The 22,941-nt window shown below is 71.9% G+C and carries 19 protein-coding genes; 5 read left to right on the forward strand and 14 right to left on the reverse strand.

Annotated elements, in window-relative coordinates:
• Nucleotides 1-155 precede the first annotated feature (155 nt).
• The 3 genes from AQI88_RS34735 to AQI88_RS34745 all read left to right on the forward strand — a co-directional run bounded on the left by AQI88_RS34735 (nt 156) and on the right by AQI88_RS34745 (nt 3,306).
• Entirely contained in the window at nt 156-809 is a 654-nt protein-coding gene (locus AQI88_RS34735; protein ID WP_067007237.1) for a bifunctional DNA primase/polymerase, read from the forward strand.
• Between the two features lie 137 nt (nt 810-946).
• On the forward strand, nt 947-1,723 hold the full coding sequence (locus tag AQI88_RS34740) for an ABC transporter ATP-binding protein (RefSeq protein ID WP_067007240.1): 777 nt from the start codon (nt 947-949) through the stop codon (nt 1,721-1,723).
• Nucleotides 1,720-3,306: a transporter gene (locus tag AQI88_RS34745; protein WP_067007243.1), complete on the forward strand. Its 1,587-nt coding sequence runs from the start codon at nt 1,720-1,722 to the stop codon at nt 3,304-3,306. Before AQI88_RS34740 ends, AQI88_RS34745 begins: the two co-directional genes overlap by 4 nt.
• A 142-nt stretch (nt 3,307-3,448) precedes the next feature.
• On the opposite strand, the gene AQI88_RS34750 is transcribed toward AQI88_RS34745, so the two are convergent.
• On the reverse strand, nt 3,449-4,309 hold the full coding sequence (locus tag AQI88_RS34750) for an alpha/beta fold hydrolase (RefSeq protein ID WP_067007247.1): 861 nt from the start codon (nt 4,307-4,309) through the stop codon (nt 3,449-3,451).
• A 328-nt stretch (nt 4,310-4,637) separates the two neighbouring features.
• Nucleotides 4,638-5,330: an iron-dependent transcriptional repressor DtxR gene (locus AQI88_RS34755; RefSeq protein ID WP_067007250.1), complete on the reverse strand. Its 693-nt coding sequence runs from the start codon at nt 5,328-5,330 to the stop codon at nt 4,638-4,640.
• A 199-nt stretch (nt 5,331-5,529) separates the two neighbouring features.
• Here AQI88_RS34755 and AQI88_RS34760 point away from each other — a divergent pair, with 199 nt between their 5' ends.
• On the forward strand, nt 5,530-6,285 hold the full coding sequence (locus AQI88_RS34760) for an SIS domain-containing protein (RefSeq protein ID WP_067007253.1): 756 nt from the start codon (nt 5,530-5,532) through the stop codon (nt 6,283-6,285).
• Nucleotides 6,286-6,299: 14 nt separating this feature from the next.
• Here AQI88_RS34760 and AQI88_RS34765 read toward each other — a convergent pair whose 3' ends face one another.
• Nucleotides 6,300-7,739: a PAS domain-containing protein gene (locus AQI88_RS34765; protein ID WP_067007256.1), complete on the reverse strand. Its 1,440-nt coding sequence runs from the start codon at nt 7,737-7,739 to the stop codon at nt 6,300-6,302.
• Nucleotides 7,740-8,344: 605 nt separating this feature from the next.
• Nucleotides 8,345-9,445: a citrate synthase 2 gene (locus tag AQI88_RS34770; RefSeq protein ID WP_067007259.1), complete on the reverse strand. Its 1,101-nt coding sequence runs from the start codon at nt 9,443-9,445 to the stop codon at nt 8,345-8,347.
• A gap of 165 nt (nt 9,446-9,610) precedes the next feature.
• Here AQI88_RS34770 and pdxH point away from each other — a divergent pair, with 165 nt between their 5' ends.
• Nucleotides 9,611-10,297 carry a pyridoxamine 5'-phosphate oxidase gene (gene pdxH / locus AQI88_RS34775; RefSeq protein ID WP_067007261.1) on the forward strand — a complete coding sequence of 229 codons (687 nt, stop codon included), beginning with the start codon at nt 9,611-9,613 and terminating at the stop codon, nt 10,295-10,297.
• A 116-nt stretch (nt 10,298-10,413) separates the two neighbouring features.
• Here the strand turns inward: pdxH and AQI88_RS34780 are convergent, their stop codons facing one another.
• The 10 genes from AQI88_RS34780 to AQI88_RS34825 all read right to left on the reverse strand — a co-directional run bounded on the left by AQI88_RS34780 (nt 10,414) and on the right by AQI88_RS34825 (nt 22,838).
• Nucleotides 10,414-11,445, reverse strand: a complete 1,032-nt coding sequence (locus AQI88_RS34780; RefSeq protein ID WP_067007264.1) for an isopenicillin N synthase family dioxygenase — start codon at nt 11,443-11,445, stop codon at nt 10,414-10,416.
• A gap of 230 nt (nt 11,446-11,675) precedes the next feature.
• On the reverse strand, nt 11,676-12,284 hold the full coding sequence (locus AQI88_RS34785) for a TetR/AcrR family transcriptional regulator (RefSeq protein WP_067007267.1): 609 nt from the start codon (nt 12,282-12,284) through the stop codon (nt 11,676-11,678).
• Nucleotides 12,272-13,045: an enoyl-CoA hydratase family protein gene (locus tag AQI88_RS34790; protein ID WP_067007270.1), complete on the reverse strand. Its 774-nt coding sequence runs from the start codon at nt 13,043-13,045 to the stop codon at nt 12,272-12,274. The genes AQI88_RS34785 and AQI88_RS34790 overlap by 13 nt, the downstream gene beginning before the upstream one ends.
• Complete coding sequence (locus AQI88_RS34795; RefSeq protein ID WP_067007273.1) at nt 13,042-14,610, reverse strand: 4-coumarate--CoA ligase family protein; 1,569 nt, start codon at nt 14,608-14,610, stop codon at nt 13,042-13,044. Before AQI88_RS34795 ends, AQI88_RS34790 begins: the two co-directional genes overlap by 4 nt.
• Before the next feature lie 25 nt (nt 14,611-14,635).
• Nucleotides 14,636-15,796 (reverse strand): acyl-CoA dehydrogenase family protein, encoded by a 1,161-nt coding sequence (locus tag AQI88_RS34800; protein ID WP_067007276.1) that lies wholly within the window; start codon nt 15,794-15,796, stop codon nt 14,636-14,638.
• A 54-nt stretch (nt 15,797-15,850) separates the two neighbouring features.
• Nucleotides 15,851-17,692 (reverse strand): acetyl/propionyl/methylcrotonyl-CoA carboxylase subunit alpha, encoded by a 1,842-nt coding sequence (locus tag AQI88_RS34805; RefSeq protein WP_067007279.1) that lies wholly within the window; start codon nt 17,690-17,692, stop codon nt 15,851-15,853.
• Between the two features lie 5 nt (nt 17,693-17,697).
• Nucleotides 17,698-19,296 carry an acyl-CoA carboxylase subunit beta gene (locus AQI88_RS34810; RefSeq protein WP_067007282.1) on the reverse strand — a complete coding sequence of 533 codons (1,599 nt, stop codon included), beginning with the start codon at nt 19,294-19,296 and terminating at the stop codon, nt 17,698-17,700.
• Nucleotides 19,293-20,969, reverse strand: a complete 1,677-nt coding sequence (locus tag AQI88_RS34815) for an acyclic terpene utilization AtuA family protein (RefSeq protein WP_067007285.1) — start codon at nt 20,967-20,969, stop codon at nt 19,293-19,295. Before AQI88_RS34815 ends, AQI88_RS34810 begins: the two co-directional genes overlap by 4 nt.
• The gene (locus AQI88_RS34820) at nt 20,966-21,760 is read right to left on the reverse strand and encodes a TIGR03084 family metal-binding protein (protein WP_067007288.1); all 795 of its coding nucleotides are present in this window, start codon (nt 21,758-21,760) and stop codon (nt 20,966-20,968) included. The genes AQI88_RS34815 and AQI88_RS34820 overlap by 4 nt, the downstream gene beginning before the upstream one ends.
• A gap of 115 nt (nt 21,761-21,875) precedes the next feature.
• Nucleotides 21,876-22,838 (reverse strand): EamA family transporter, encoded by a 963-nt coding sequence (locus AQI88_RS34825; protein ID WP_079057991.1) that lies wholly within the window; start codon nt 22,836-22,838, stop codon nt 21,876-21,878.
• Nucleotides 22,839-22,941: the final 103 nt, after the last annotated feature.

A 22,941-nucleotide genomic window follows, 5' to 3' on the forward strand; every position in this document is an offset into this window, starting at 1 on the left:
CTTATGCCGCCCCCTCCCTGGCTACCCAGCCCAAGCCCCGCTTCCTCCCGCGCGCCCCCACCCATGCACCCATGCGCCCCATTTGCGGAACCGATGCTCCTCCCCCGCGCGCGCTACAGCCGTAACTCGAGGTGAGTGCGGGAGTTGAGTTCAGCGTGGAAGAGACGATCGCGAGCACCGAAGCCGCCCAGATTCCGAAGCAGCGCGGGGAATCGCTGCTGGAAACCGCCGTACGCTACGCCGAGGAGCGGCACTGGGACGTGTTCCCGGGCAGCTGGCTGGAAGCCGTCGACGGGGTGCAGCGCTGCTCGTGCGGCGATGCCTCCTGCCCCGCGCCGGGTGCGCATCCCGCGCGCCCCGACTGGGCGACGCAGGCGACCGGCAGTGCGACCGTCGCCCGCCGGATGTGGCAGAAGCAGCCGACGGCGTCGATCCTGCTGCCGACGGGGCGTACGTTCGATGCGCTGTCCGTCCCGGAGAGTGCGGGCTTTCTGGCTCTGGCCCGCATGGAGCGGATGGAGCTGACCCTGGGGCCGGTGACGCTCACTCCCGACCGGCGGATGCAGTTCTTCGTGCTGCCGGGGGCTTCCGTGAAGGTCCCCGAGCTGGTGCGGAAGTTGGGGTGGTCGTTGTCCTCGCTGGATCTCGTGCCGTTGGGCGAGGGTGGCTATGTGGCCGCTCCTCCCACCCGGTTCGGGTCCCGGGGGGCTGTGCAGTGGGCCTGCCGGCCGACTCCCGCGAATCGGTGGTTGCCGGATGCGGAGGAGTTGATCTCGCCGTTGGCTTATGCGTGCGGGCGGGATCGGTAGCGCCGTCTCGTCTGCGTGGTTCCTGTGCGCCGGCGGCTGCGGGTTCGTTGTGGCTTGTCGCGCCCACGCGGCGGAGCCCCATATTGATGCAGCCCCGCGCCCCTGTCGGGGCGTTGCAGTGGTCGTAGGGTTCATGCATGACCGAGGCGGCAGTGCGTGTGCGGGGACTCTGGAAGCAATTCGGGCAGCAAGTGGCTGTCGGTGGGATCGATCTTGATCTGCCTGCCGGGAAGTTCATCGGGCTTGTCGGGCCGAACGGGGCCGGGAAGACCACCACGCTGTCCATGGTGACCGGGCTGCTGCGGCCCGATCAGGGGTCCGTCGAGGTCGTCGGTCATGACGTGTGGCGGGACCCGGTGGCCGTCAAGGCCCGGATCGGGGTGTTGCCCGAGGGTCTGCGGTTGTTCGAGCGGCTCTCGGGGCGGGAACTGCTCGGATACTCGGGGCGGCTGCGCGGGCTGCCCGGCGCCGAGGTCGACAAGCGGGCCGCGCAGCTGCTGGACGTGCTCGACCTCGCGGGGGCGCAGCACAAACTCGTCGTGGACTACTCGACCGGCATGCGCAAGAAGATCGGGCTCGCGGCCGCTCTCCTCCACAACCCCGAAGTGCTGTTCCTGGACGAGCCGTTCGAGGGCGTCGACCCGGTGTCCGCGCAGACGATCCGGGGCGTGCTGGAGCGGTACACCGGCTCCGGCGCCACCGTCGTGTTCTCCTCGCACGTGATGGAGCTGGTCGAGTCGCTGTGCGACTGGGTGGCCGTCATGGCGGCGGGACGCATCCGGGCCACCGGGACCCTGGCCGAGGTGCGCGGGGAGCATCCCACGCTGCAGGGGGCGTTCCTGGAGCTGGTGGGGGCGCGCGACCTGGACGCCGGGTCCGATCTGGACTGGCTGGGCGGCGGGGCGGCCCGATGACGAACCTGACCTCCACCGTCATACGACTGAAGCTGTCCCTGCTGCGGGGCGGCCTCAGGCAGTCGCCCGGCCGACGGGCCGCGTTCCTCGCCTCGGCCGTCGTCGCGCTGCTGTTCGCACTGCTCCAGCTGCTCGGACTCGTGGCCCTGCGCGGGCATGCGCACGCCGAGGCCGTCGCCGTGCCCGGTACGGCCGTGCTGGCGCTGGGCTGGGCGGTGATGCCGCTGTTCTTCCCGAGCGGGGACGAGACGCTGGACCCGACCCGGCTGGTGATGCTGCCGCTGCGGCCCCGGCCGCTGGTCCGGGCGCTGCTGGCCGCCTCGCTGGTCGGCATCGGGCCGCTGTTCACGCTGCTGGTGCTGGTGGGCTGTGTGGTCTCGGTGGCGCACGGCGCGGCGGCGTACGCCTTCTCCGTCGTCGCCGTCGCCCTCGCGCTGCTGGTCTGCGTGGCGCTCGCGCGAGCCGTCGCCGCCGCCAACGTACGGCTGCTGACCAGCAGGAAGGGACGCGATCTGGCCGTACTGAGCGGGCTGGTCATCGCCGTCGGGGGGCAGCTGGTCAACTTCGGTGCGAGGCAGCTGGGTTCGGCGGGCCTCGGGCAGCTGCAACCGGCCGCGGACGTGCTGTCCTGGGTACCGCCCGCGTCGGCGGTCGGGGCGGTACGGGCGGCGAGCGAGGGGTCGTACGGCATCGCTGCCGGTCAACTCGCCCTGTCGGTGGCCGCGCTGGCGGGGCTCGTCGTCGTATGGGCGCGGAGCCTGACCCGGCTGATGACCTCGCCCGACGCGTCCACGCTCCAGACCGCCGACACCGGGGCCCGGGACCGCTCCTCGGCCGGGCTCGGCCGACTGCTGCCGGGCGGGCGCACGGGTACGGTCATGGACCGCACCCTGCGCTACATCTGGCGCGACCCGAAGACCAAGGCCGCGTGGGTGACCTCGCTGGCCATCGGCCTGATCGTGCCGGTGTTCAACGCGGTGCAGGGGACCGGGTCCCTGTACTTCGCGTGCTTCGCCGCCGGCATGCTCGGCATCCAGATGTACAACCAGTTCGGGCAGGACACCTCCGCCTTCTGGATGGTGGCCCTGAGCATTTCCTCGGCACGGGACGCGTACGCCGAGCTGCGCGGGCGGGCACTGGCCCTGCTGGTGATCACCCTGCCCTACGCCGCGCTCGTGACCGTGGTGACGACCGCCCTGCTGGGCGACTGGGCCCGGCTGCCAGAGGTGCTGGGACTGTCCCTGGCACTGCTCGGGGCGATGCTGGCGACCGGCGCCTGGACCTCGGCCCGCTTCCCCTACTCCATCCCGCAGGAGGGCCACAAGAACGTGGCCCCCGGACAGGCCGGCCTCGCCTGGATCTCCATCTTCGGCGGCATGGTCGCAGCAGCCCTGCTCTGCTCCCCCGTCATCACGGCAACGATCTGGCTGAACGTGAGCGCAGACGGCGATGCGTGGAGCTGGCTCCTGCTGCCGGTCGGGGCGGCGTACGGCGCTGCGATCACTTGGCTGGGACTACGCCTGGCGGCCCCCCGAACGGCGTCCCGCCTACCGGAAATCCTGACGGCGGTGAGCAAGGGCTGACGGCGCCTTTTCGGCGCGGGAGGCTGCAACACCCTCAGGGGCGCGGGGCTGCATCACTATGCGGCTCCGCCGCGTGGGCGCGACCAGCCACAACACACCCCGCACCCGCCACCGCACAGGAACCACGCAGACGAGAAGGCGCTCAAACCCCGAACTCCGCATCAAGAAACGGCTCAACAGCCCCCCGCCAAGCCACCGGCTGGTCATAGTGAACAAGGTGCCCAGCCTCAGCAACCTCCGCATACTCCCCGCGAGGAAGCACCCGCACCATCTCCTGCGCCTCGGCCCGCCCCAGCTCCCCGTCGAGGCCCCGCACGACAAGCGCAGGGCACCGCACCTGGGCCAGCTCCTCCCAGTGCGCGTCGTACACCCAGGTCTCCCGGGACCTCAGCATCTGCTCCGGCTCGAAGACGGGGCGCCAGCCGTCGGCGGACTCGTGCATGACTTCGGCGTAGAAAGCGCCGCGGGCCGGGCTCGGCCGCTCCACCCAGGGATCGCCCTCGCCGAACCACTTGCGGACGTCGGCGAGCGTGGCGAAGGGGACGGGCCAGGACCGGAACCAGTCGGCCCACTCGCGCTGCGAGGCCGCGCCGAGCGCGGAGGCGCGCATGTCGCAGATGATCAGGCCGCGCACCAGATCGGGGCGTTTCGCGGCGAGCTGCCAGGCGGTCAGGGCGCCCATGGCGTGGCCGATGAGGACGGCGGGGGCGAGGCCGAGCTGTTCGAGGGCGGCCTCGGCGTCCTCGACGTAGGCCTCACGGGTGTACGCGGCCTGTGGGGGCTTGTCGCTCTGGCCGTGGCCGCGCTGGTCGAGCGCGACGGCGCGATGGCGCTCGGCGAGCCAGCGGGCGGTGGCCGCCCAGTGCGAGGCGCGGCCCATCAGGCCATGGAGTAACAGCACGCCCGGAGCGCCGGGCTCCGCCTCCGGTTTGGGAGGGTCCGCGTACTCCCAGGCGGCCAGGCGCACCCCGCCCGCTCCCGTCACATCGATACGCCGTGCCATCGGCCTGGCACCCCCCAGCTCCGCCTGCCCTCGTACGGGTGTACTGCCGTTGCTGTCGCCGTGTTCGCCGTTGTTGCCGTTGTCGGCGTCGTGCTGCCGCCGCAGAATATCGAATACCCATTCGAAAATACTGCCTCTGCGGACAACACCCCTCATTCGAGTGACACCCCTCAAGGAATGATCGCCGCCGCCGAGGGGATCTTTCTGGCGGGAGGCGGACCGCTCGGGGAAAAACGGTCCGAGGGGATGACCCTGAGAGCTCGGGGCTCCGGGTCAGCACAGGGGAGGACAGGCCCCGGCGCCACACGGCGCCGGGGCCCTCTCATGCTCAGCGCTTGGCGACGAACACATGCGAGGCGACGTCCGCCTCCAGCTCGGCCGCCTCGCCGCCGCTGCCCACCAGCACCCCGCCGGCCGACTCCGTCACGCTCACCACCGAGCCGGGCTGTACGCCCGCCCGCCGCAGCGTGTACATCAGCTGCGCGTCCGTCTGGATCGGCTCGCCGATACGGCGGACCACGACAGTCTTCCCGTCGGCACCCGGGTCCAGGTCGGCCAGCGACACCATGCTCTCGTCCAGGAACGGGTCGGCACCGTCCTTCTCGCCCAGCTCCTCCAGACCCGGGATCGGGTTGCCGTACGGCGACTCGGTCGGGTGGCGCAGGAGCTCCAGCACGCGACGCTCGACCGCCTCGCTCATCACGTGCTCCCAGCGGCAGGCCTCCGCGTGCACCTGCTCCCACTCCAGGCCGATCACGTCGACCAGCAGACACTCCGCGAGGCGGTGCTTGCGCATCACCCGCGTGGCCAGCCGGCGGCCCTCGTCCGTCAGCTCCAGGTGTCGGTCGCTGGCCACGGACACCAGACCGTCGCGCTCCATCCGCGCCACCGTCTGGCTCACCGTCGGCCCGCTCTGGTCCAGCCGCTCCGCGATGCGCGCGCGCATGGGGACGACGCCTTCCTCTTCCAGTTCGAGGATGGTGCGGAGATACATCTCCGTGGTGTCGATCAGTCCGGACATACGTGCCCCTCGATTACCTCTGCCGGAAGCCCGGCGCGTGCCCTGGCCCTGCAACCAATTCTGCCGTACGCCACTGACAAGCGGGCGGTACCGGGGAAACGGGGGCCACTCGCACGGGGCCCCGGCCCGGCCGTATTGACACCGCATTGGTCCAGACCGCAGGGTGATCCGCGACACAGATGCTGCGAAGGGGCACCGCATGAGCGACGGCACGCCTGCCGACCTGTTCTTCGACGCCGCCATCGGCCTGCTGCAACGGGTCCGCGAGGAGGAGGCCGAGACGATCACCGCGGCCGGCACCCTGCTCGCCGACACCGTCGCGGCCGGCGGCCGCCTGTTCGCCTTCGGCGCCGGGCACTCCTCCCTGGCCGCCCAGGACGTCGTCTACCGGGCCGGCGGACTCGCCCTGATGAACCTGCTCGCCGTCCCCGGAGTCGTCGGCGTCGACGTCACCCCGGCCACCCTCGGCTCCGCCCTGGAACGCGTCGACGGACTCGCCGGCGCCGTCCTGGACACCTCCCCCGTCCGCGCCGGCGACGCCCTCGTGATCATCTCCCTCTCCGGCCGCAACGCCCTGCCCGTCGAGATGGCCCTCAACGCCCGCGCCCTCGGCGTGAAGGTCATCGGCGTGACGTCGGCGGCGTACGCCATCCGGACCAAGTCCCGGCACTCCTCGGGCACGTTCCTGAAGGACCACTGCGACATCGTCCTGGACTCGAAGATCGCCGTCGGCGACGCGGAACTCACCCTCGACACCATCCCGGCCCCCTTCGCCCCGGCCTCCACGGTGGTCACCACCGCCCTGATGCAGGCCGTCATGGCCACCACGGCCGCCACACTGGCCGACCGCGGCATCGAGCCCCCGCTGCTGCGCTCCGGGAACGTCGACGGCGGCCACGACTGGAACGGGCGGATCATGGAGGAGTACGCGGACCGGATCTTCTACCGGCCCTGAGCCGGCACCGGCCGCTACTCCCCCGGCTTCGGCTTCTCCCGTACCGCCTCCGCCAGGTCCAGCGCCGCCGCGATCCGTACGGCCACGTCCTCCGCGTAGACCGCGTCCGCACGCTCGAAGCGACTGCGTGCGGCCCCGCGCAGGAAGGTGACCACGCCCAGCGTCCGGCCCCGGCTGCGCAGCACGGAGCACAGGGCGTGCACGGTGTCGCCGGGCCACTGCCGGGCCAGCGCCCACTCCTGTGCCCGCTCGGCCGGGACGGACCCGGCGTCCGCGCGCACGGTTCCGGCCCGCTGGACACAGCTGAGCGCCGGATGCCCCTCCTCGTAGCGCACGGGCAGCCCGGCCGCGCCCGTGAGCAGACTGGGCCCGGGCGCCCCGGCGGGTGTGGCGGCGAGCCGCACCAGCCGTACCGGAACCGCATCGTCGCCCTCCGCGCGCGCGGCGCCCGCCAGGCGGTCGAGCAGGGCGTGGTCGGCGAAGCCGGCGAGGGCGAAGTCCAGGTGGACGGTGGCCGCCTCCGCCGGGTCCTCGCACTCGGCGGCGGCACGGGCCGCGCGGTGCAGCTGGTTGGCGCGGAAGCGCAGCAGGGCCGCCTCCTGCTCGCCCTGCTTGCCCTCCGTGACGTCCTGGAACAGCCAGCCGACCCCGAGCGGTACGGGCTCCTCGGCGAGCGGCGAGGCCAGCCGCACGAACCCGCTGCGCCAGCAGCGCCGCTTCTCACCTTCGGCCGAGCGCACGGTCACCCACATCTCGGCGGGTGCGGGCGGAGCGCCCTCGGCCAGGACATGGGTGAGCGCGCTCTCCAACTCCTCCACACCCTGCGCGAGCAACTCGCCGAGCGGCCGCCCGAGCGCGGACGTACGCCCGATGCCCAGGGCCCGCGCCGCGTGCGCGTTGACGACGGCGGGCCGCAGATCGGCGTCGACCAGGACCACACCCCAGGAAGCGTCCTCGAACAGCGCCTCGCTCAGCGCGATGGACCGTTCCAGATCGATCTGGGCATGCACCTCACTGAACGCGCAGTACACACCCGCCGGCTTCCCGTCGGGCCCGCGCACGGCGGCGGACTGGGTCCGTACGAGCACCCGCCCGCCGTCCTTCGTGACCAGGGCGAACTCATGAACCTGCCGACCGGGCGCGTGCATGGCCGACATCAGGCGTGCCTGCACATCCTCGGCATCGGCACTGCGCACCGCCCACCCCGCGAACCCGGGCCGTCCCACCGCCTCGGCGGCGGTCCAGCCGAGGATCCGCTCGGCCTCACGGTTCCAGTGCGTGACGACCCCGTCCGCGTCAAAGGCGCACAGGGCCGCGTCCATCCCGTCCAGCAGCGCGGCGAGCAGATCGGAGCCGCCGGACTCCTCCGGCCCGTCAGGGCTGTGCGGACCGTCCCGCTCGGGCTCGTCCGGCCCCAGCTCATCGGTGGTCCCACTCCGCCGGGAAGCACTCACCTGGACCCCCTGGAGGCTGCGTCGGCGCCCATACGGCGCTCGGTTCGCTCACTGGCCTTCATTCAACTGGAACGTGACACAGCCCACATCCTGTTCCCGCAGATTGCAGCAATCAATGCCCGGCAGCGGGGACCGGCTCCAGCCACAGGTCGACCCACTCGTCACTCTCGCCGTCCAGCTCGTACCGGTCGGTCTCCCCTCCTCCCCGACCGGCGGCCGCACGGTGGAACACCCGACGAGCACGTCACCCGGATACGCAGCGAATCGTCCGGGCCGTCCGGCGTCAACCGCGTTCCGGCCTCCGCGTTCCGGCCTCCGAAAAAACACTTGAGGCGTTCCCAGATGCTTCTTAGGGTGTGGAGCACCGAAGAGAGGAGGTGGTTCGGAGCATGTATGCACACCGGACGTCGGAGGTGGCTGCGGGCTAACGCCCGTCACCACACCCAGTGCGGTGCCGGACCAGCGTGTGTGCACACACGCAGCCGGCCAATCCCACGCAGTCACCCGACCCGCGAGCTCGCCGGTACGTCCGGCCGGCCCCCGCCGACAGGCGGAGGACCAGAGCTCGCGGGTCGTCTGCGTTTGTGCGGGGTTCGGATGGGGCTTCAGTGGGCGATGTCCGCGTACCCCTCGATCTTCTGCGGACCGCGCGCTGCCGGCCCCACGTACCGGGCGGAAGGCCGCACCAGACGCCCCGTCCGCTTCTGCTCCAGGATGTGCGCCGACCAACCGGCGGTCCGGGCGCAGGTGAACATCGACGTGAACATGTGCGCCGGAACCTGCGCGAAGTCCAGCATGATCGCGGCCCAGAACTCGACGTTGGTGGCCAGCACCCGGTCCGGGCGCCGGTTGTGCAGTTCCTCCAGCGCCGCCTTCTCCAGCGCCTCCGCGATCTCGAACCGCGGCGCGCCCAGTTCCTTGGCGGTACGGCGCAGCACGCGCGCGCGAGGGTCTTCGGCCCGGTAGACCCGGTGCCCGAAGCCCATCAGCCGTTCTCCGCGGTCCAGCGCGTTCTTGACGTACGCCTCCGCGTCACCCGTCCGCTCGATCTCCTCGATCATGCCGAGCACCCGAGAGGGGGCACCGCCGTGCAGCGGACCGGACATGGCGCCGACGGCCCCCGACAGTGCGGCGGCGACGTCCGCGCCGGTCGAGGCGATGACGCGCGCGGTGAAGGTGGAGGCGTTCATGCCGTGCTCGGCGGCCGACGTCCAGTAGGCGTCGACGGCCGCGACATGCTTCGGGTCCGGCTCACCCCGCCAGCGGATCATGAACCGCTCGACAACGGACTGCGCCTTGTCGATCTCCCGCTGCGGCACCATCGGCAGTCCCTGCCCGCGTGCGGACTGGGCGACGTACGACAGCGCCATGACGGCGGCGCGCGCCAGATCCTCGCGGGCCTGGGCCACGTCGATGTCGAGGAGCGGTTTCAGGCCCCAGACCGGGGCCAGCATGGCGAGTGCGGACTGTACGTCGACACGGATGTCACCGGAGTGGACCGGGATCGGGAAGGGCTCGGCGGGCGGCAGTCCGGGGTTGAACGCGCCGTCGACCAGCAGTCCCCACACATTCCCGAAGGAGACGTGACCGACCAGGTCCTCGATGTCGACGCCGCGGTAGCGGAGGGCGCCGCCTTCCTTGTCGGGTTCGGCGATCTCCGTCTCGAACGCGACAACTCCTTCGAGCCCGGGTACGAAATCGGACATCAGGCGGCTCCTCGTGAATGTGTCGGCGGCGGTCACCCCGGTGATGCCCCGATCGCCCGGTGGTCACCCAATCCGCGGGGGGACCTGCACGATAACTCCGAGTGCCATAGTTGGGGAGGCCATACGACACTGAGTGCCACACGTTCGATACGGCAGGATGACCGCGTGACCGACCGCGACCTCAGCCTCGACCCCGTCGTCGATCCCGCCGCCATGCGCAAGCAGTACCGGGCCGCGGGCCTCGACGAGAAGGACCTCGCCGCGCACCCCATGGACCAGTTCTCCGGCTGGTTCGAGGACGCTGCCCGGGCGGCCGTACACGGCACGCTCTACGAGCCCAACGCGATGGTCGTCTCCACGGCGGACGCGGCGGGCCGGCCCAGCTCCCGCACTGTCCTGATGAAGCAGTACGACTCCGACGGCTTCGTCTTCTACACCAACTACGACTCGCGCAAGGCCCGTGAGCTGGCCGCGAACCCGCACGTCTCGCTGCTCTTCCCCTGGCACCCGATCGCCCGCCAGGTGATCGTCACCGGTGTCGCCCGCCGCACCGGCCGGGACGAGACCGCGGCCTATTTCCGCACCCGTCCGCACGGCTCCCAGCTGGGCGCCTGGGCCAGCGCCCAGTCCTCGGTGATCACGTCCCGGGACGGGCTGGATGCCGCCTATGCCGAGCTGGGCGCGCGCTACCCGGAGGGGGAGCAGGTGCCGGTCCCGCCGCACTGGGGCGGCTTCCGGATCGCACCGGAGACGGTCGAGTTCTGGCAGGGCCGTGAGAACCGGCTGCACGACCGGCTGCGGTACGTGGCCCGGCCGGACGGGGCGTGGGACGTGGAGCGGCTGAGTCCTTGAGGCGCGTCGGCGTCAGAGGGGCTTGGGAGCGCGGGCGGCTGTGGGTGCGTTGTGGCTGGTCGCGCCCACGCGGCGGAGCCGCATATCGATACGGCCCCGCGCCCCAAGGGAGTTGATCACGCCGGAGTCAGAAGGCTCCCGTGGTGACGTTCCGCCACCAGCGGATGCGCCCTCAGTTTGCCCTTCAGTTCGTTGTAGCCGTACTCGGCGAACAGGGGGTTTGCCGGGTCCGTCGTGATGCCTGGGGCCGTTGACGCGTGCGGGAAGGCCAGGGGGTCGACCTTGGCGTCCAGGCGGGGGTTGTAGAAGAACGGGACCGAGAAGCGTTCCGTGGCTCCGGGCGGGCTGATCACTCGGTGGTTGGTGGCCAGGAGGTAGCCGTTGGTCGCCACTTCCAGGAGTTCGCCCAGGTTGACCACGAAGGCGCCCTCCAGCGGGGGCACGTCGTGGAAGAGGCCGTCCTCGCGCTGGACCTGGAGGCCGCCGACGGTGTCCTGGAGGAGCAGGGTGAGGAAGCCGTAGTCCTTGTGGGCGCCGACGCCCTGGTCGGTGCCGTCGCCCGCGCTGCCCGGGTAGCGGACGAGCTTGAGGTGCGGGTGGGCGTGGTCGCCGAAGGCCGGGTCGTAGAAGTCGGCGGGGGCGCCGATGGCGGTGAGGAGTTCGTGCAGGAGGCGCTGGGCGACCGCGCTCAGCCTGTCGATCCAGGCGAGGGCGGCGGTGCGCAGCTCGGGGAGGGCGGCCGGCCACTGGTTGGGGCCCTCCAGCCACCAGTAGGGCGGCTCGCCGGGGCCGGGGACGTGGGCGGGGCGTTCGGCGCCTATGTCGAGCTGGTCGCGCCAGTCGCGGGCACCGCGGGTGCGCTCGTCGCCGGTGCGGGTGTAGCCGCGGAAGTGCGGGGAGTTGACGTTGTCGAGGGCGAGCCGGTCGGCCTCGGGGAGGTCGAAGAAGGCGCGCATGGCGGTGAGCAGTGCGTCTGTCTCGGCCTTCGTCACGCCGTGTCCGACAAGCTGGAAGAAGCCGACGTCGTGGGCGGCGCTGTGCAGTTGGGCGTGGAGCAGAGCTCGGGCCTGGGGGCCGCGGTCGGCGGCCGACAGGTCGATGATCGGGAGCTGGGCGTACGACGGGGTCGTCGCGATGTGCGTCGTCATGGATGCGTCCACAGGGTGTGTGGGCCACGGGCAGGCCGCCGAGGGTAGGGCGGCGCCCAGGATGCCGTAAGAAGGGGGAGAAAAAGGGGCTGAATTCAGGCCGAAAGCCGACAGCCCATGCTCGTGACGCGCACGTAGTCCACGTGGCGGCGGCGAACGAGCATCGGAAGCATGGGCCCAAGGGTAACGCGCCCCCGCGGTAACCCCTCGGGCCCGCCGCGGTGACCCCCTCAGCCCAGCGATTCCTCCAGGAGCTCCGCCCACTGGGCCACGACCCGCCGGCGGCGGGCGGTGTCGTCGGTGAGGAGGTTGGCGAGGCCGAGGCCGCGGGCCATGTCGAGCAGGCCCTGGACGGTCTCGCGGACGCCGGGGCGGGTCTCGTCGGCGCCGAGGAGTTCCACGGCGATGCGGTGGGTCTCGCGGCCGACGCGGGCCTCCAGCTCGGTCACGCGCGAGCGCAGCTGTTCCTCGTCGGAGGCGGCGACCCACAGGTGCAGGGCGGCCCGGAAGAGAGGGCCAGTGTAGAGGTCGACCAGGGCGGTGACGACGGCGCGGCGGTCGGCGGGGCCGTCCGGGAACAGCTCCCTGAGGGCGGTCGAGCGCTGTTCGGCGACGTACTCGACGGCTGCCGTGAACAGGTCCTCGCGGGTCGGGAAGTGGTGCTGGGCGGCGCCCCGGGAGACGCCGGCGCGTTCGGCGACGACGGCGACCGTGGAGCCTGCCCAGCCGTGCTCGGCCAGGCAGGCCACGGCGGCCTCCAGGAGCCGCTGCCGGGTGGCCCGGCTGCGGTCCTGCTTGGGTACGCGGTCGCGTTCCGCCGTCGTACTCACACCACCCATGCCGCATCCCGTCTTTCCAGGAAGGCCGTCATCCCCTCCCGGGCCTGGGCGGTGGAGAACAGCCGGGCCGAGAGCGCGGTCAGCTCCGCCGCGTCCCGGTCGAACGTCTCCAGCACCCTAGCCGTGAGCAGCGCTTTCGTCTCGGCCAGGGCCTGGGGGCAGGAGCGGCGCAGGCCGTCGAGGACGGGGGCGAGGGCTTCGTCCACGTCGTCGGCGGTGACGGTGAGCAGGCCGAGGCGTACGGCCTCGGCGGGGTCGAAGCGTTCGCCGGTGAGGTAGTAGCGGGCCAGCGCGCGGGGGTCGGCGCGCGGGATCACCGGCAGGGAGATCACCGCCGGGGCCACGCCGATGCGGACCTCGGTGAAGGCGAAGGTGGACCCGGTGGCGGCGGCGGAGAGGTCGCAGGCGGCCAGCAGGCCGAGGCCGCCCGCCCTGACGTGTCCGGTGACCCGGGCGACCACGGGCCTGGGCAGCTCCACGATCTGCCGCAGCAGGCCGACCAGCGCGTCCGGGGCTTGGGGGTCCCCCCGCTCGAGCGAAGCCGAGAGTGGGGGAGGGTCGCGCAGGTCGGCTCCGGCGCAGAAGGTGGTGCCGGTGTGGGTGAGGACGACGGCCCGGACCTCCGGGTCCTTGGCGCAGTCGGCCAGGGCGCCTGCGAGCTCGCCGACCAGGGCCGCGGAAAGCGCGTTGCGGGTGTCGGTGGCGTCCAGGCTGAGGGTTTCGACGCCGCGCGTGCGCGTGCGTCCGATCAGAGCGCTCACGTGTGCTCCCTGAGCTGTCGGCGCAGGATCTTCCCGGAGGTCGCGCGGGGCACGGTGTCGATGAAGGTGATCCTGCGGATGCGTTTGTAGGGCGCGACGCGCTCGGCGACGTACAGCATGATCTCGTTCTCGCTCAGGTCGTCGGCGGTGGGCTGGCGGACGACGAAGGCGTGCGGGACCTCGTTGCCGTCCTCGTTGTGGGCCCCGATGACGGCGGCGTCGGCGATGCCGGGGTGGGTGAGCAGCAGGGCCTCCAGTTCGGCGGGGGCCACCTGGAAGCCCTTGTACTTGATGAGTTCCTTCACGCGGTCCACGACGAAGAGCCAGCCGTCGGCGTCGACGTGGCCGACGTCCCCGGTGTGCACCCAGCCGTCGGCGTCGATCATGTCGGCCGTGGCGTCGGGGCGGCCGAGGTAGCCCTTCATCACCTGCGGGCCGCGGATCAGGATCTCGCCGGGCTCGCCGGTGCCGAGGTCCTTGCCGGCATCGTCCAGGGAGACGATCCGCATCTCGGTGCCGGCGATGAGCTTGCCGACCGTGCCGGCGGGTGCCTCGTGCAGGGCGTCCAGGGGGACGACGTGGGTGCCGGGCGACAGTTCCGTCATGCCGTAGGCCTGGCCGATCGGCGGCAGTCCGAGCCGTTCGGCGCAGGCGGCGGCAAGCTGGGCGTCCAGCGGGGCTGCGGCGCTGATGACGTACTTCAGGGAGGAGAGGTCGTAGCGGGCCACCGCCGGGTGCTTGGCGAGGGCGAGGACGATCGGCGGGGCGACGTACAGGCCGGTGATGCGGTGGTTCTCGATGGCCGCGAGGAAGGTCTCCAGGTCGAAGCGGGGCAGGACGACGACCGTGGCGCCCTTGCGCAGGGGCGCGTTCATCAGGGCGGTCAGGCCGTAGATGTGGAAGAACGGCAGCACGGCGAGGATGCGGTCGCCGGGTCCCGTCGGGACGGGGGCATCCAGCTGGGCGAGGTTGGTGGCGATCTGCCGGTGGGTGAGCATCACGCCCTTGGGGATGCCGGTGGTGCCGGAGGAGTACGGCAGTGCGGCGATGTCCTCGGCCGGGTCGAAGCCGGTTCTCGGATCGGGTGCGGTGCAGGCGAGCATGTCGATGAGGGAGCGGTGCCCGGGTGCACTGTCGCAGACGAATATCTCCCGTACTCCGCCCGCGATTTCGGCGGCCCGGCGGGCGGACTGCAGCAGCGGGGAGACGGTGATGATCCAGCGGGCCGCGCTGTCGGTGAGCTGTTTGGCGAACTCCTCGGGCGTGGCGAGCGGGTGCACGGTGGTGACGCAGGCCCCCGCGCGCGTGGCCGCGTAGAAGGCGGTCGGGAAGGTGATCGTGTTGGGGCTGTGCAGGGCGAGGACGTCGCCCTTGCGCACTCCCGCGTCGGCGAGTGCGGCGGCCAGCCGCCGGTGGAACCGGTCCACTTGCTCGTACGTGAGGGTGGTGCCGTCCGTGCCGTCGACGAGGGCCGGAAGGTCGCCGAAGTCGGCGGCCCGGCCCAGGACGGCTTCGTGGATGGGCAGTTCTACGGGCGGAACGTCTGCGTACGCGCTGCGGAACACGGTTCCTCCAAGCGGCTGCGGTGGCCTAATACGACTTGGGCAGGCCCAGGGTCTGGTGGGAAACGTAGTTGAGGATCATCTCCCGGCTCACCGGAGCAATACGAGCCACACGCGCGGCTGTTATCAAGGAGGCGAGCCCGAATTCGCGCGTGAGGCCGTTGCCGCCGAGGGTGTGCACGGCCTGGTCGACGGCCTTCACACAGGCCTCGCCTGCCGCGTACTTGGCCATGTTGGCCGCCTCGCCCGCGCCGATGTCGTCGCCGGCGTCGTACAGATGGGCCGCCTTCTGCATCATCAGCCTGGCCAGTTCCAGGTCGATGTGCGCCTGCGCGAGGGGGTGGGCGATGGCCTGGTGGGCGCCGATGGGGGCCTTCCAGACGGTACGGTCGCGGGCGTACTCGATCGCCTTGGACAGCGCGTAGCGGCCCATGCCGATCGCGAAGGCCGCCGTCATGATGCGCTCGGGGTTGAGTCCGGCGAACAGTTGCAGCAGACCGGCGTCCTCGTCGCCGACCAGGGCGTCGGCGGGCAGCCGTACGTCGTCCAGGACCAGCTCGAACTGTTTCTCGGCGGCGTTGAGTTCCATGTCGATGGGGTGCTTCTGGAAGCCCTCGGCGTCCGTCGGGACGATGAAGAGGCAGGGCTTGAGGCGTCCGGTGCGGGCGTCTTCGGTGCGGCCGACGATCAGGACCGCGTCGGCCATGTCGACACCGGAGATGAAGACCTTGCGGCCGGTGAGGAGCCAGTCGGTGCCGTCTTTGCGGGCCGTGGTGGTGATGCGGTGGGAGTTGGAGCCGGCGTCGGGTTCGGTGATGCCGAAGGCCATGAGGCGGGTGCCGTCCGCCAGCGCGGGCAGCCAACGGGTTTTCTGGTCCTCGGTGCCGAAGCGGGAGATGACAGTGCCGCAGATCGCAGGTGAGACCACGAGCATCAGGAGGGGCGAGCCTGCTGCGCCCAGCTCTTCCAGCACGATGGAGAGTTCTGTGATGCCGCCGCCCCCACCGCCGTATGCCTCCGGCAGGTTGACGCCGAGGTAGCCGAGCTTTCCTGCCTCGGACCAGAGTTCGGTGAGGGGCTTTCCCTCGGCGATGGTGCGGGTGAGGTATTCGCGGCCGTAGCGCTTGCCCAGAGCGGCCACTGCGGACCGTAGGGCCTTGTGCTCTTCGGATTCGATGTGGGTGGTCATGCGTCTCCTTCGGGCTGCGGGTTGTCCGTGGCTGGTCGCGCAGTTCCCCGCGCCCTAGGTTGGCTGCACTACCGCCAGCAACATGCCTGGCTCTACCTGTTGTCCCGGCTTCACCTGCAGGGCCGTGAGTGTGCCTGCGACGGGCGCGGCGATCTGGTGCTGCATCTTCATCGCCTCCAGCCAGATCAGGGGCTCTCCGGCCTGTACGGTCGCCCCTTCCGTCAGGCCCTCGGCGATGCGCACGACCGTGCCCGGCATCGGCGCCAGCAAGGATCCCGGTGCGTGCTGGGCTGTCGGGTCGGGGAAGCGGGGCAGGGCGGTGAGGGCGGTGGCGTTGACGTGGACCTGGTTGCCGTAGCGCGCGATCTCGAACCGGCGCTGCACTCCGTCCGCTTCGAGTACGACCAGACGCGCGTCGGCGTGTACGACCCGTACCCCGTCGGCGGCGAGGCCCTGCCGGGTGTGCCGGTAGCGGACCTCGTGCTCCTCGCCCCCCATCGCGTACCGCTTGACCTGCGGCTGTGACGGGACGTTGCGCCAGCCGCCGAAGCGGGAGCGGCCGTGGGCGTCGGCGAGTGCGGCGGCCAGGGGGGCGTACGGGTCGGGGGCGGGCTCGGCCAGGTCGGCGAGATGGCGGTCGTAGAAGGCGGTGTCCATGCGGCCGCCGGTGAACTCCTCGTGCCGCAGCGAGCGTACGAGCAGGTCCCGGTTGGTGACCGGGCCGTGGAGTTCCGCTCGTTCCAGCGCACCCGCAAGCCTGCGCAGCGCCTCCGCGCGCGTGGGGGCGTGGGCGACGACTTTCGCGAGCATCGGGTCGTAGTGGACACCGATCTCGTCGCCGTCGGTGTAGCCCGTGTCCAGGCGGACGCCGGCGGGTACGGCGAGGCGGTGCAGGGTGCCGGTCTGCGGGGCCCAGTCGCGGGCGGGGTCCTCGGCGTACAGGCGGGCCTCGATCGCGTGGCCACGCGCGCGTGGAGGGTCTTTTGGCAGGGCGTGGCCCTCGGCGATGCGGAGCTGTTCGGCGACCAGGTCGAGGCCGAACACGGCCTCTGTGACGGGGTGTTCGACCTGGAGACGGGTGTTCATCTCCAGGAAGTGCGCGCGGCCGTCGGCGATCAGGAACTCGACGGTGCCGGCGCCTTCGTAGGCGACGGCGCACACGGCCTGTACGGCCAGCGCGTACAGATCCTCCGTGAGCCCCTCGGAGAGGCCGGGTGCCGGGGCCTCCTCGATCACCTTCTGGTGGCGGCGCTGGAGGGAGCAGTCGCGGGTGCCGAGCGTCCAGACCGTGCCGTGGGTGTCGGCGAGGATCTGCACCTCGACGTGGCGGCCGCGCTCGAGGTAGGGCTCGACGAAGACCTCGCCGTCACCGAAGGCGCTCGCGGCCTCGGCGCGCGCGCCCTCCAGTGCGGCACTCAGCTCCTCGATGCAGCGCACGATCCGCATCCCGCGCCCGCCGCCGCCCGCGGCCGCCTTCACCAGCACCGGCAGGTCGGCCTCGGTGACCTCGTCCAGGGGCGCGAGCCCCATCAGTTCCTTGGCGCGCGTCTTGGACGCCATCGCCTCGATGGCCTCCGGAGGCGGCCCGATCCAGAGCAGGCCGGCGTCGAGGACGGCACGGGCGAACCCGGGGTCCTCCGAGAGGAAGCCGTACCCGGGGTGCACGGCGTCCGCGCCGGCGGCCAGTGCCGCCTTCACGATCAGATCGCCCCGCAGATACGTCTCCGCGGGCGTGGCCCCCGGCAGCCGTACGGCCGCGTCGGCCACGCGCGCGTGGAGCGCGTTCCGGTCCGCGTCCGAGTGCACGGCGACCGTCCGGATTCCCAACTCACCGCAGGTGCGGAAGATCCGGCAGGCGATCTCGCCCCGGTTGGCGACGAGCAGAGTCGAAATCATGAGCCTCACATCCGGAAGACGCCGAAGCCGCCGCGCGCGCCCTCGTAGGGGGCGGTGTGGATCGCGGACAGGCACAGGCCGAGGACGGTGCGGGTGTCGCGCGGGTCGATGACGCCGTCGTCGTACAGCCGCCCGGACAGGAACATCGGCAGCGACTCGGACTCGACCTGCTGCTCCACCATGGCGCGCAGGGCCGCATCCGCGTCCTCGTCGTACGGCGCTCCCTTCGCCGCCGCCGACTGCCGGGCGACGATCGACAGCACGCCCGCGAGCTGCTGGGGGCCCATGACGGCCGACTTGGCGCTGGGCCAGGCGAACAGGAAGCGGGGGTCGTAGGCGCGCCCGCACATGCCGTAGTGCCCGGCGCCGTACGACGCCCCGATCAGCACCGACAGATGCGGGACCCGGCTGTTGCTCACCGCGTTGATCATCATCGAGCCGTGTTTGATGATCCCGCCCTGCTCGTACTCCTTGCCGACCATGTAGCCGGTGGTGTTGTGCAGGAAGAGCAGCGGGATGTCGCGCTGGTTGGCGAGCTGGATGAACTGGGCGGCCTTCTGGGACTCCGCACTGAAGATCACGCCTTGGGCGTTGGCCAGGATGCCGACGGGATAGCCGTGCAGGCTCGCCCAGCCGGTGGCGAGGCTCGTGCCGTACAACGGCTTGAACTCGTCGAAGTCGGAGGCGTCGACCAGGCGGGCGATGACCTCGCGCGGGTCGAAGGGGATCTTCAGGTCGCCCGGGACGATGCCGAGCAGCTCCTCCGGGTCGTACGTGGGCGGGGCCGCCGGGCCCGGATCGTCGTACGCCTTACGGTGGTTGAGGCGGGCGACCACGCGGCGTGCCTGGCGCAGCGCGTCCTGCTCGTCCACGGCGAGATAGTCGGCGAGGCCGGACACGCGCGCGTGCATCTCGGCGCCGCCCAGGGACTCGTCGTCGCTCTCCTCGCCGGTCGCCATCTTCACCAGCGGGGGACCGCCGAGGAAGACCTTCGCCCGCTCCTTGACCATGATCACGTGGTCGGACATGCCGGGGATGTACGCGCCGCCGGCGGTGGAGTTGCCGAAGACGACGGCGACGGTCGGGATGCCGGCGGCGGAGAGCCGGGTGAGGTCGCGGAAGATGGCCCCGCCCGGGATGAAGATCTCCTTCTGGGAGGGCAGGTCGGCGCCTGCGGACTCCACCAGGCTGATGCAGGGCAGCCGGTTGGCGAGCGCGATGTCGTTGGCGCGCAGGGCCTTCTTCAGGCTCCAGGGGTTGCTGGCGCCGCCGCGCACGGTCGGGTCGTTGGCGGTGATCAGGCACTCCACGCCCTCGACCACGCCGATGCCGGTGACCAGCGAGGCGCCGACCGTGTAATCGCTGCCCCAGGCGGCCAGCGGGGACAGCTCCAGGAACGGGGTGTCCGGGTCGAGGAGCAGCTCGATGCGCTCGCGGGCGAGCAGCTTGCCGCGTCCCCGGTGCCGCCCGACGTACTTCTCGCCGCCGCCCGCGAGCGCCTTGGCGTGCTCGGCCTCCAGGTCGGCGAGTTTGGCGAGCATGGTCTCGCGGGCCGCCTGGTAGTCGGGGCCGGTGGGGTCCAGGGAGGTGTCGAGAACGGTCACAGCAGGGCCTCCGGGATGTCCAGGTGGCGGGAGCGCAGCCATTCGCCGAGGGCCTTGGCCTGCGGGTCGAAGCGGTGCTGGGCGGCGACGCCCGCGCCGAGGATGCCTTCCACGACGAAGTTGAGGGCGCGGAGGCCGGGGAGCAGATGCCGGGTGACGGGCAGGTCCCGGCTTTCGGGGATCAGCTGCCGGAACCTTTCTGCGGTCAGCTCGTGCGCGAGCCACCGCCATGCCTCCTCCGACCGCGCCCACACACCTACGTTGGCGTTCCCGCCCTTGTCCCCGCTGCGGGCCCCCGCGACCAGCCCGAGGGGCGCCCGCCGAGTCGGTCCGGCCGGGAGGGGCTCGGGCAGGGGCGGCTGCGGTACGTCGTCCAGGGCACGTGTCTCCTGGGGCGGCGGCACAGGGATACGGCGTCCGTCGTGCAGTACGGCCATATGGTCGACGGCGCCATGGGGCACGTACACATCCTCGAAGACCCCATAAGGCGCACCCTTTCCGGGCGGCGCCAGCACATGGAAGCCGGGGTAGCTGGCCAGCGCCAGCTCCACGGCGGCCCCGCTCAGCGCCCGCCCCACGACCTGCTGGTCCTGGTCCCGTACGACGAGCCGCAGCAGGGCGCTCGCCGTCTCCTCGGTGTCGGCGTCGGCCCGGTCGGTGCAGACCAGGTCCCACCGCACCTCGGCGGGCGGCGACTTGGCGAGCGCGTCGGAGAGCTGCTCGCGCACGAGGGCCGCCTTGGCCTCGATGTCGAGTCCGGTGAGGACGAAGACGACCTCGTTGCGGAAGCCGCCGAGCCGGTTGAGCCCGACCTTGAGCGTCGGCGGCGGAGCCTCCCCGCGCACGCCCTCGATCCGCACCCGGTCCGGTCCGTCCTGGCGCAGCCGTACGGTGTCCAGCCGGGCGGTGACATCGGGCCCGGCGTACCGGCCGCCGCCGGTCTCGTAGAGCAGCTGGGCGGTGACCGTGCCGACGTCGACGAAGCCGCCGGTGCCGGGGTGCTTGGTGACGACGCCGGTGCCGTCCGCGTGGATCTCGGCGAGCGGGAAGCCGGGGCGGCGTACGTCCCCCTCCCGGAAGAACGCGTAGTTGCCGCCGGTCGCCTGGGTGCCGCACTCCAGGACGTGCCCGGCGACGACGGCGCCCGCGAGACGGTCGTACTCCCCGGGCTGCCAGCCGAAATGGGCGGCGGCGGGACCGGTGACGAGCGCCGCGTCGGTCACCCGGCCGGTGATCACGACGTCCGCGCCGGCCCGCAGGCACTCGGCGATACCGAAGCCGCCCAGGTAGGCGTGGGCGGCCAGGGCGCCCGGGTGTGCGGCGGCCAGGTCGTCGCCCTCGACGTGGGCGACCCGGACCGGGATGCCGAGCCGGTCGGCCACCTGCCGTACGGCATCGGCGAGTCCGGCCGGGTTGAGGCCGCCCGCGTTGGTGACGATCCGCACCCCGTGCTCGTGGGCGAGGCCCAGGCAGTCCTCCAACTGGCGCAGGAAGGTGCGGGCGTATCCGGCGGCCGGGTCCTTCAGGCGGTCGCGGCCGAGGATGAGCATGGTGAGTTCGGCGAGGTAGTCGCCGGTGAGGACGTCGACCTCGCCGCCGGTGAGCATCTCGCGCAGCGCGTCGGTGCGGTCGCCGTAGAAGCCGGAGAAGTTGCCGATGCGCAGCACCGTCACGCCGGGTCCCCCTTCGGCGGGCGGCCGGTGCCGGGCGGGCCCGCGAAGGCCTGGGCGAGGTCGAGCCAGCGGTCCGCGTCCGGGCCCTCGGCGTGGAGGGCGAGGTCGGCGCGGTGGGCGCGCTGGGTGACCAGGAGGCAGAAGTCGAGGGCGGGGCCGGTGACGCGCTGTGCCGCGTCGAGCGGACCGTAGGTCCACAACGCGCCGGACGGGCCGGTCACCTCGACGCGGAACTCCTCTTCCGGAACGGGCAGGCCGCGTACCCCGAAGGCGAAGTCCCTGGCCCGCACCCCGATGCGGACCACATGCCGGAGCCGATCGGTGGGTGGGCGCACCACACCCAGGGCGTCCGCGACATCCTGGCCGTGGGCCCAGGTCTCCATCAGGCGACCGGTGGCCATGGAGGCGGCCGACATGGGCGGCCCGAACCAGGGGAACCGGGCGCCGCTCGGTGCCGCCCGCAGCGCCCTGTCGAGCGCGGCCCTGCCCTCCCGCCACCGGGACAGCAGTTCGGCGGGCCGGAGCCGGGCGCCCTCCTCGGCGGCATCGTCCACGAACGCGTCCGGCGCCGTGAGCGCCTTCTCGGCGACCTCGCGGAAGCCGGCCTGGTCCGTGACGGCGAGCAGCGCGGCCCGGTCCGTCCAGTGCAGATGGGCGATCTGGTGGGCGAGGGTCCAGCGGGCGGCGGGGGTCGGCAGCGTCCACCGCTCCTCGCTCAACTCGGCTACGAGGCCGTCGAGTTGTTCGCTTTCCTCGCGCAGGTCGTCGAAGACGGGCGTCGGATCGGACATGGGGCGAGCATGGCAGTGGCCACAGAAACAATCAAGCACGCTTGCATGAAATTGTCTTCCACGACTCCGGCTCCTGTCGGCTCCGGGGAGCGTGGCTTACGGCAAGGCCGGGCCGTCAGGCCTCCGGTGTCGCCACGTGGGCCTTGCCGCGGCGCACCTGGGTGCGGACCGCGCCGATGCTTGCGGCGATGACCAGGGCGATCGCCGCCGCCTCCGGGGCGGACAGGGACTGGCCGAGGAGCAGGAAGCCGGCCGTGGCGGCGATGGCCGGTTCCAGGCTCATGAGGATGGCGAAGGTGGAGGCGGGCAGGCGGCGCAGGGCCAGGAGTTCGAGGGTGTAGGGCAGGACCGAGGAGAGCAGGGCCACCGCCGAGCCGAGGGCAACGGTGGTGGGGTCGAGGAGGCGGGTGCCGGCCTCGGCGATGCCGAGGGGGAGGAAGAGAAGGGCCGCGATCGCCATGGCCAGCGCCAGGCCGTCCGCCTGGGGGAAGCGGCGGCCCGTACGGGCGCTGAAGACGATGTACGCCGCCCACATGGCGCCGGCGCCCAGGGCGAAGGCGACACCTGTGGGGTCGAGATTGCCGAAGCCTCCGCCGCCCAGCAGGAAGACGCCCGCGAGGGCGAGGCCCGCCCACAGTGCGTTGACCACCTGGCGGGAGGCCAGGACGGACAGCACCAGCGGGCCGAGGACTTCGAGGGTGACCGCGGCGCCCAGCGGGATGCGGGCCGCCGCGCAGTAGAAGAGGCCGTTCATCGCGGCCATGGCGATACCGAAGAGGGTCACCGTGCCCCAGTCGGTACGGGAGTGGCCGCGCAGCCGGGGGCGGCAGACCAGCAGGAGCACGAGGGCCGCCGCGAGCAGCCGCAGCGTGACGACGCCCAGGGCGCCGGCCCGGGGCATCAGGGTGACCGCGAGGGCCCCGCCGAACTGGACCGAGATCCCGCCGATCAGCACCAGCCCGACGGGCCCGAGCGAGCCGAACCGGCGACCCGGGGTGCGCGGATCCGTCGGCGTGCCGGAGGGCACGGACGGTGCGGACGTCGAGGTGGCGGCACTGGAGGTGCTGACGGTGCTCACGGGCGGTCCTGGGGCTGGCTCGGATCAGATCATGTTCATCTTGATGTACTACCGAGTCCAGGGTAATAGACCATCGTCAGGAGTGTGAACTCCTTATGGAACT

This window comes from Streptomyces cellostaticus (genome assembly GCF_001513965.1).
Lineage (GTDB): Bacteria > Actinomycetota > Actinomycetes > Streptomycetales > Streptomycetaceae > Streptomyces > Streptomyces cellostaticus.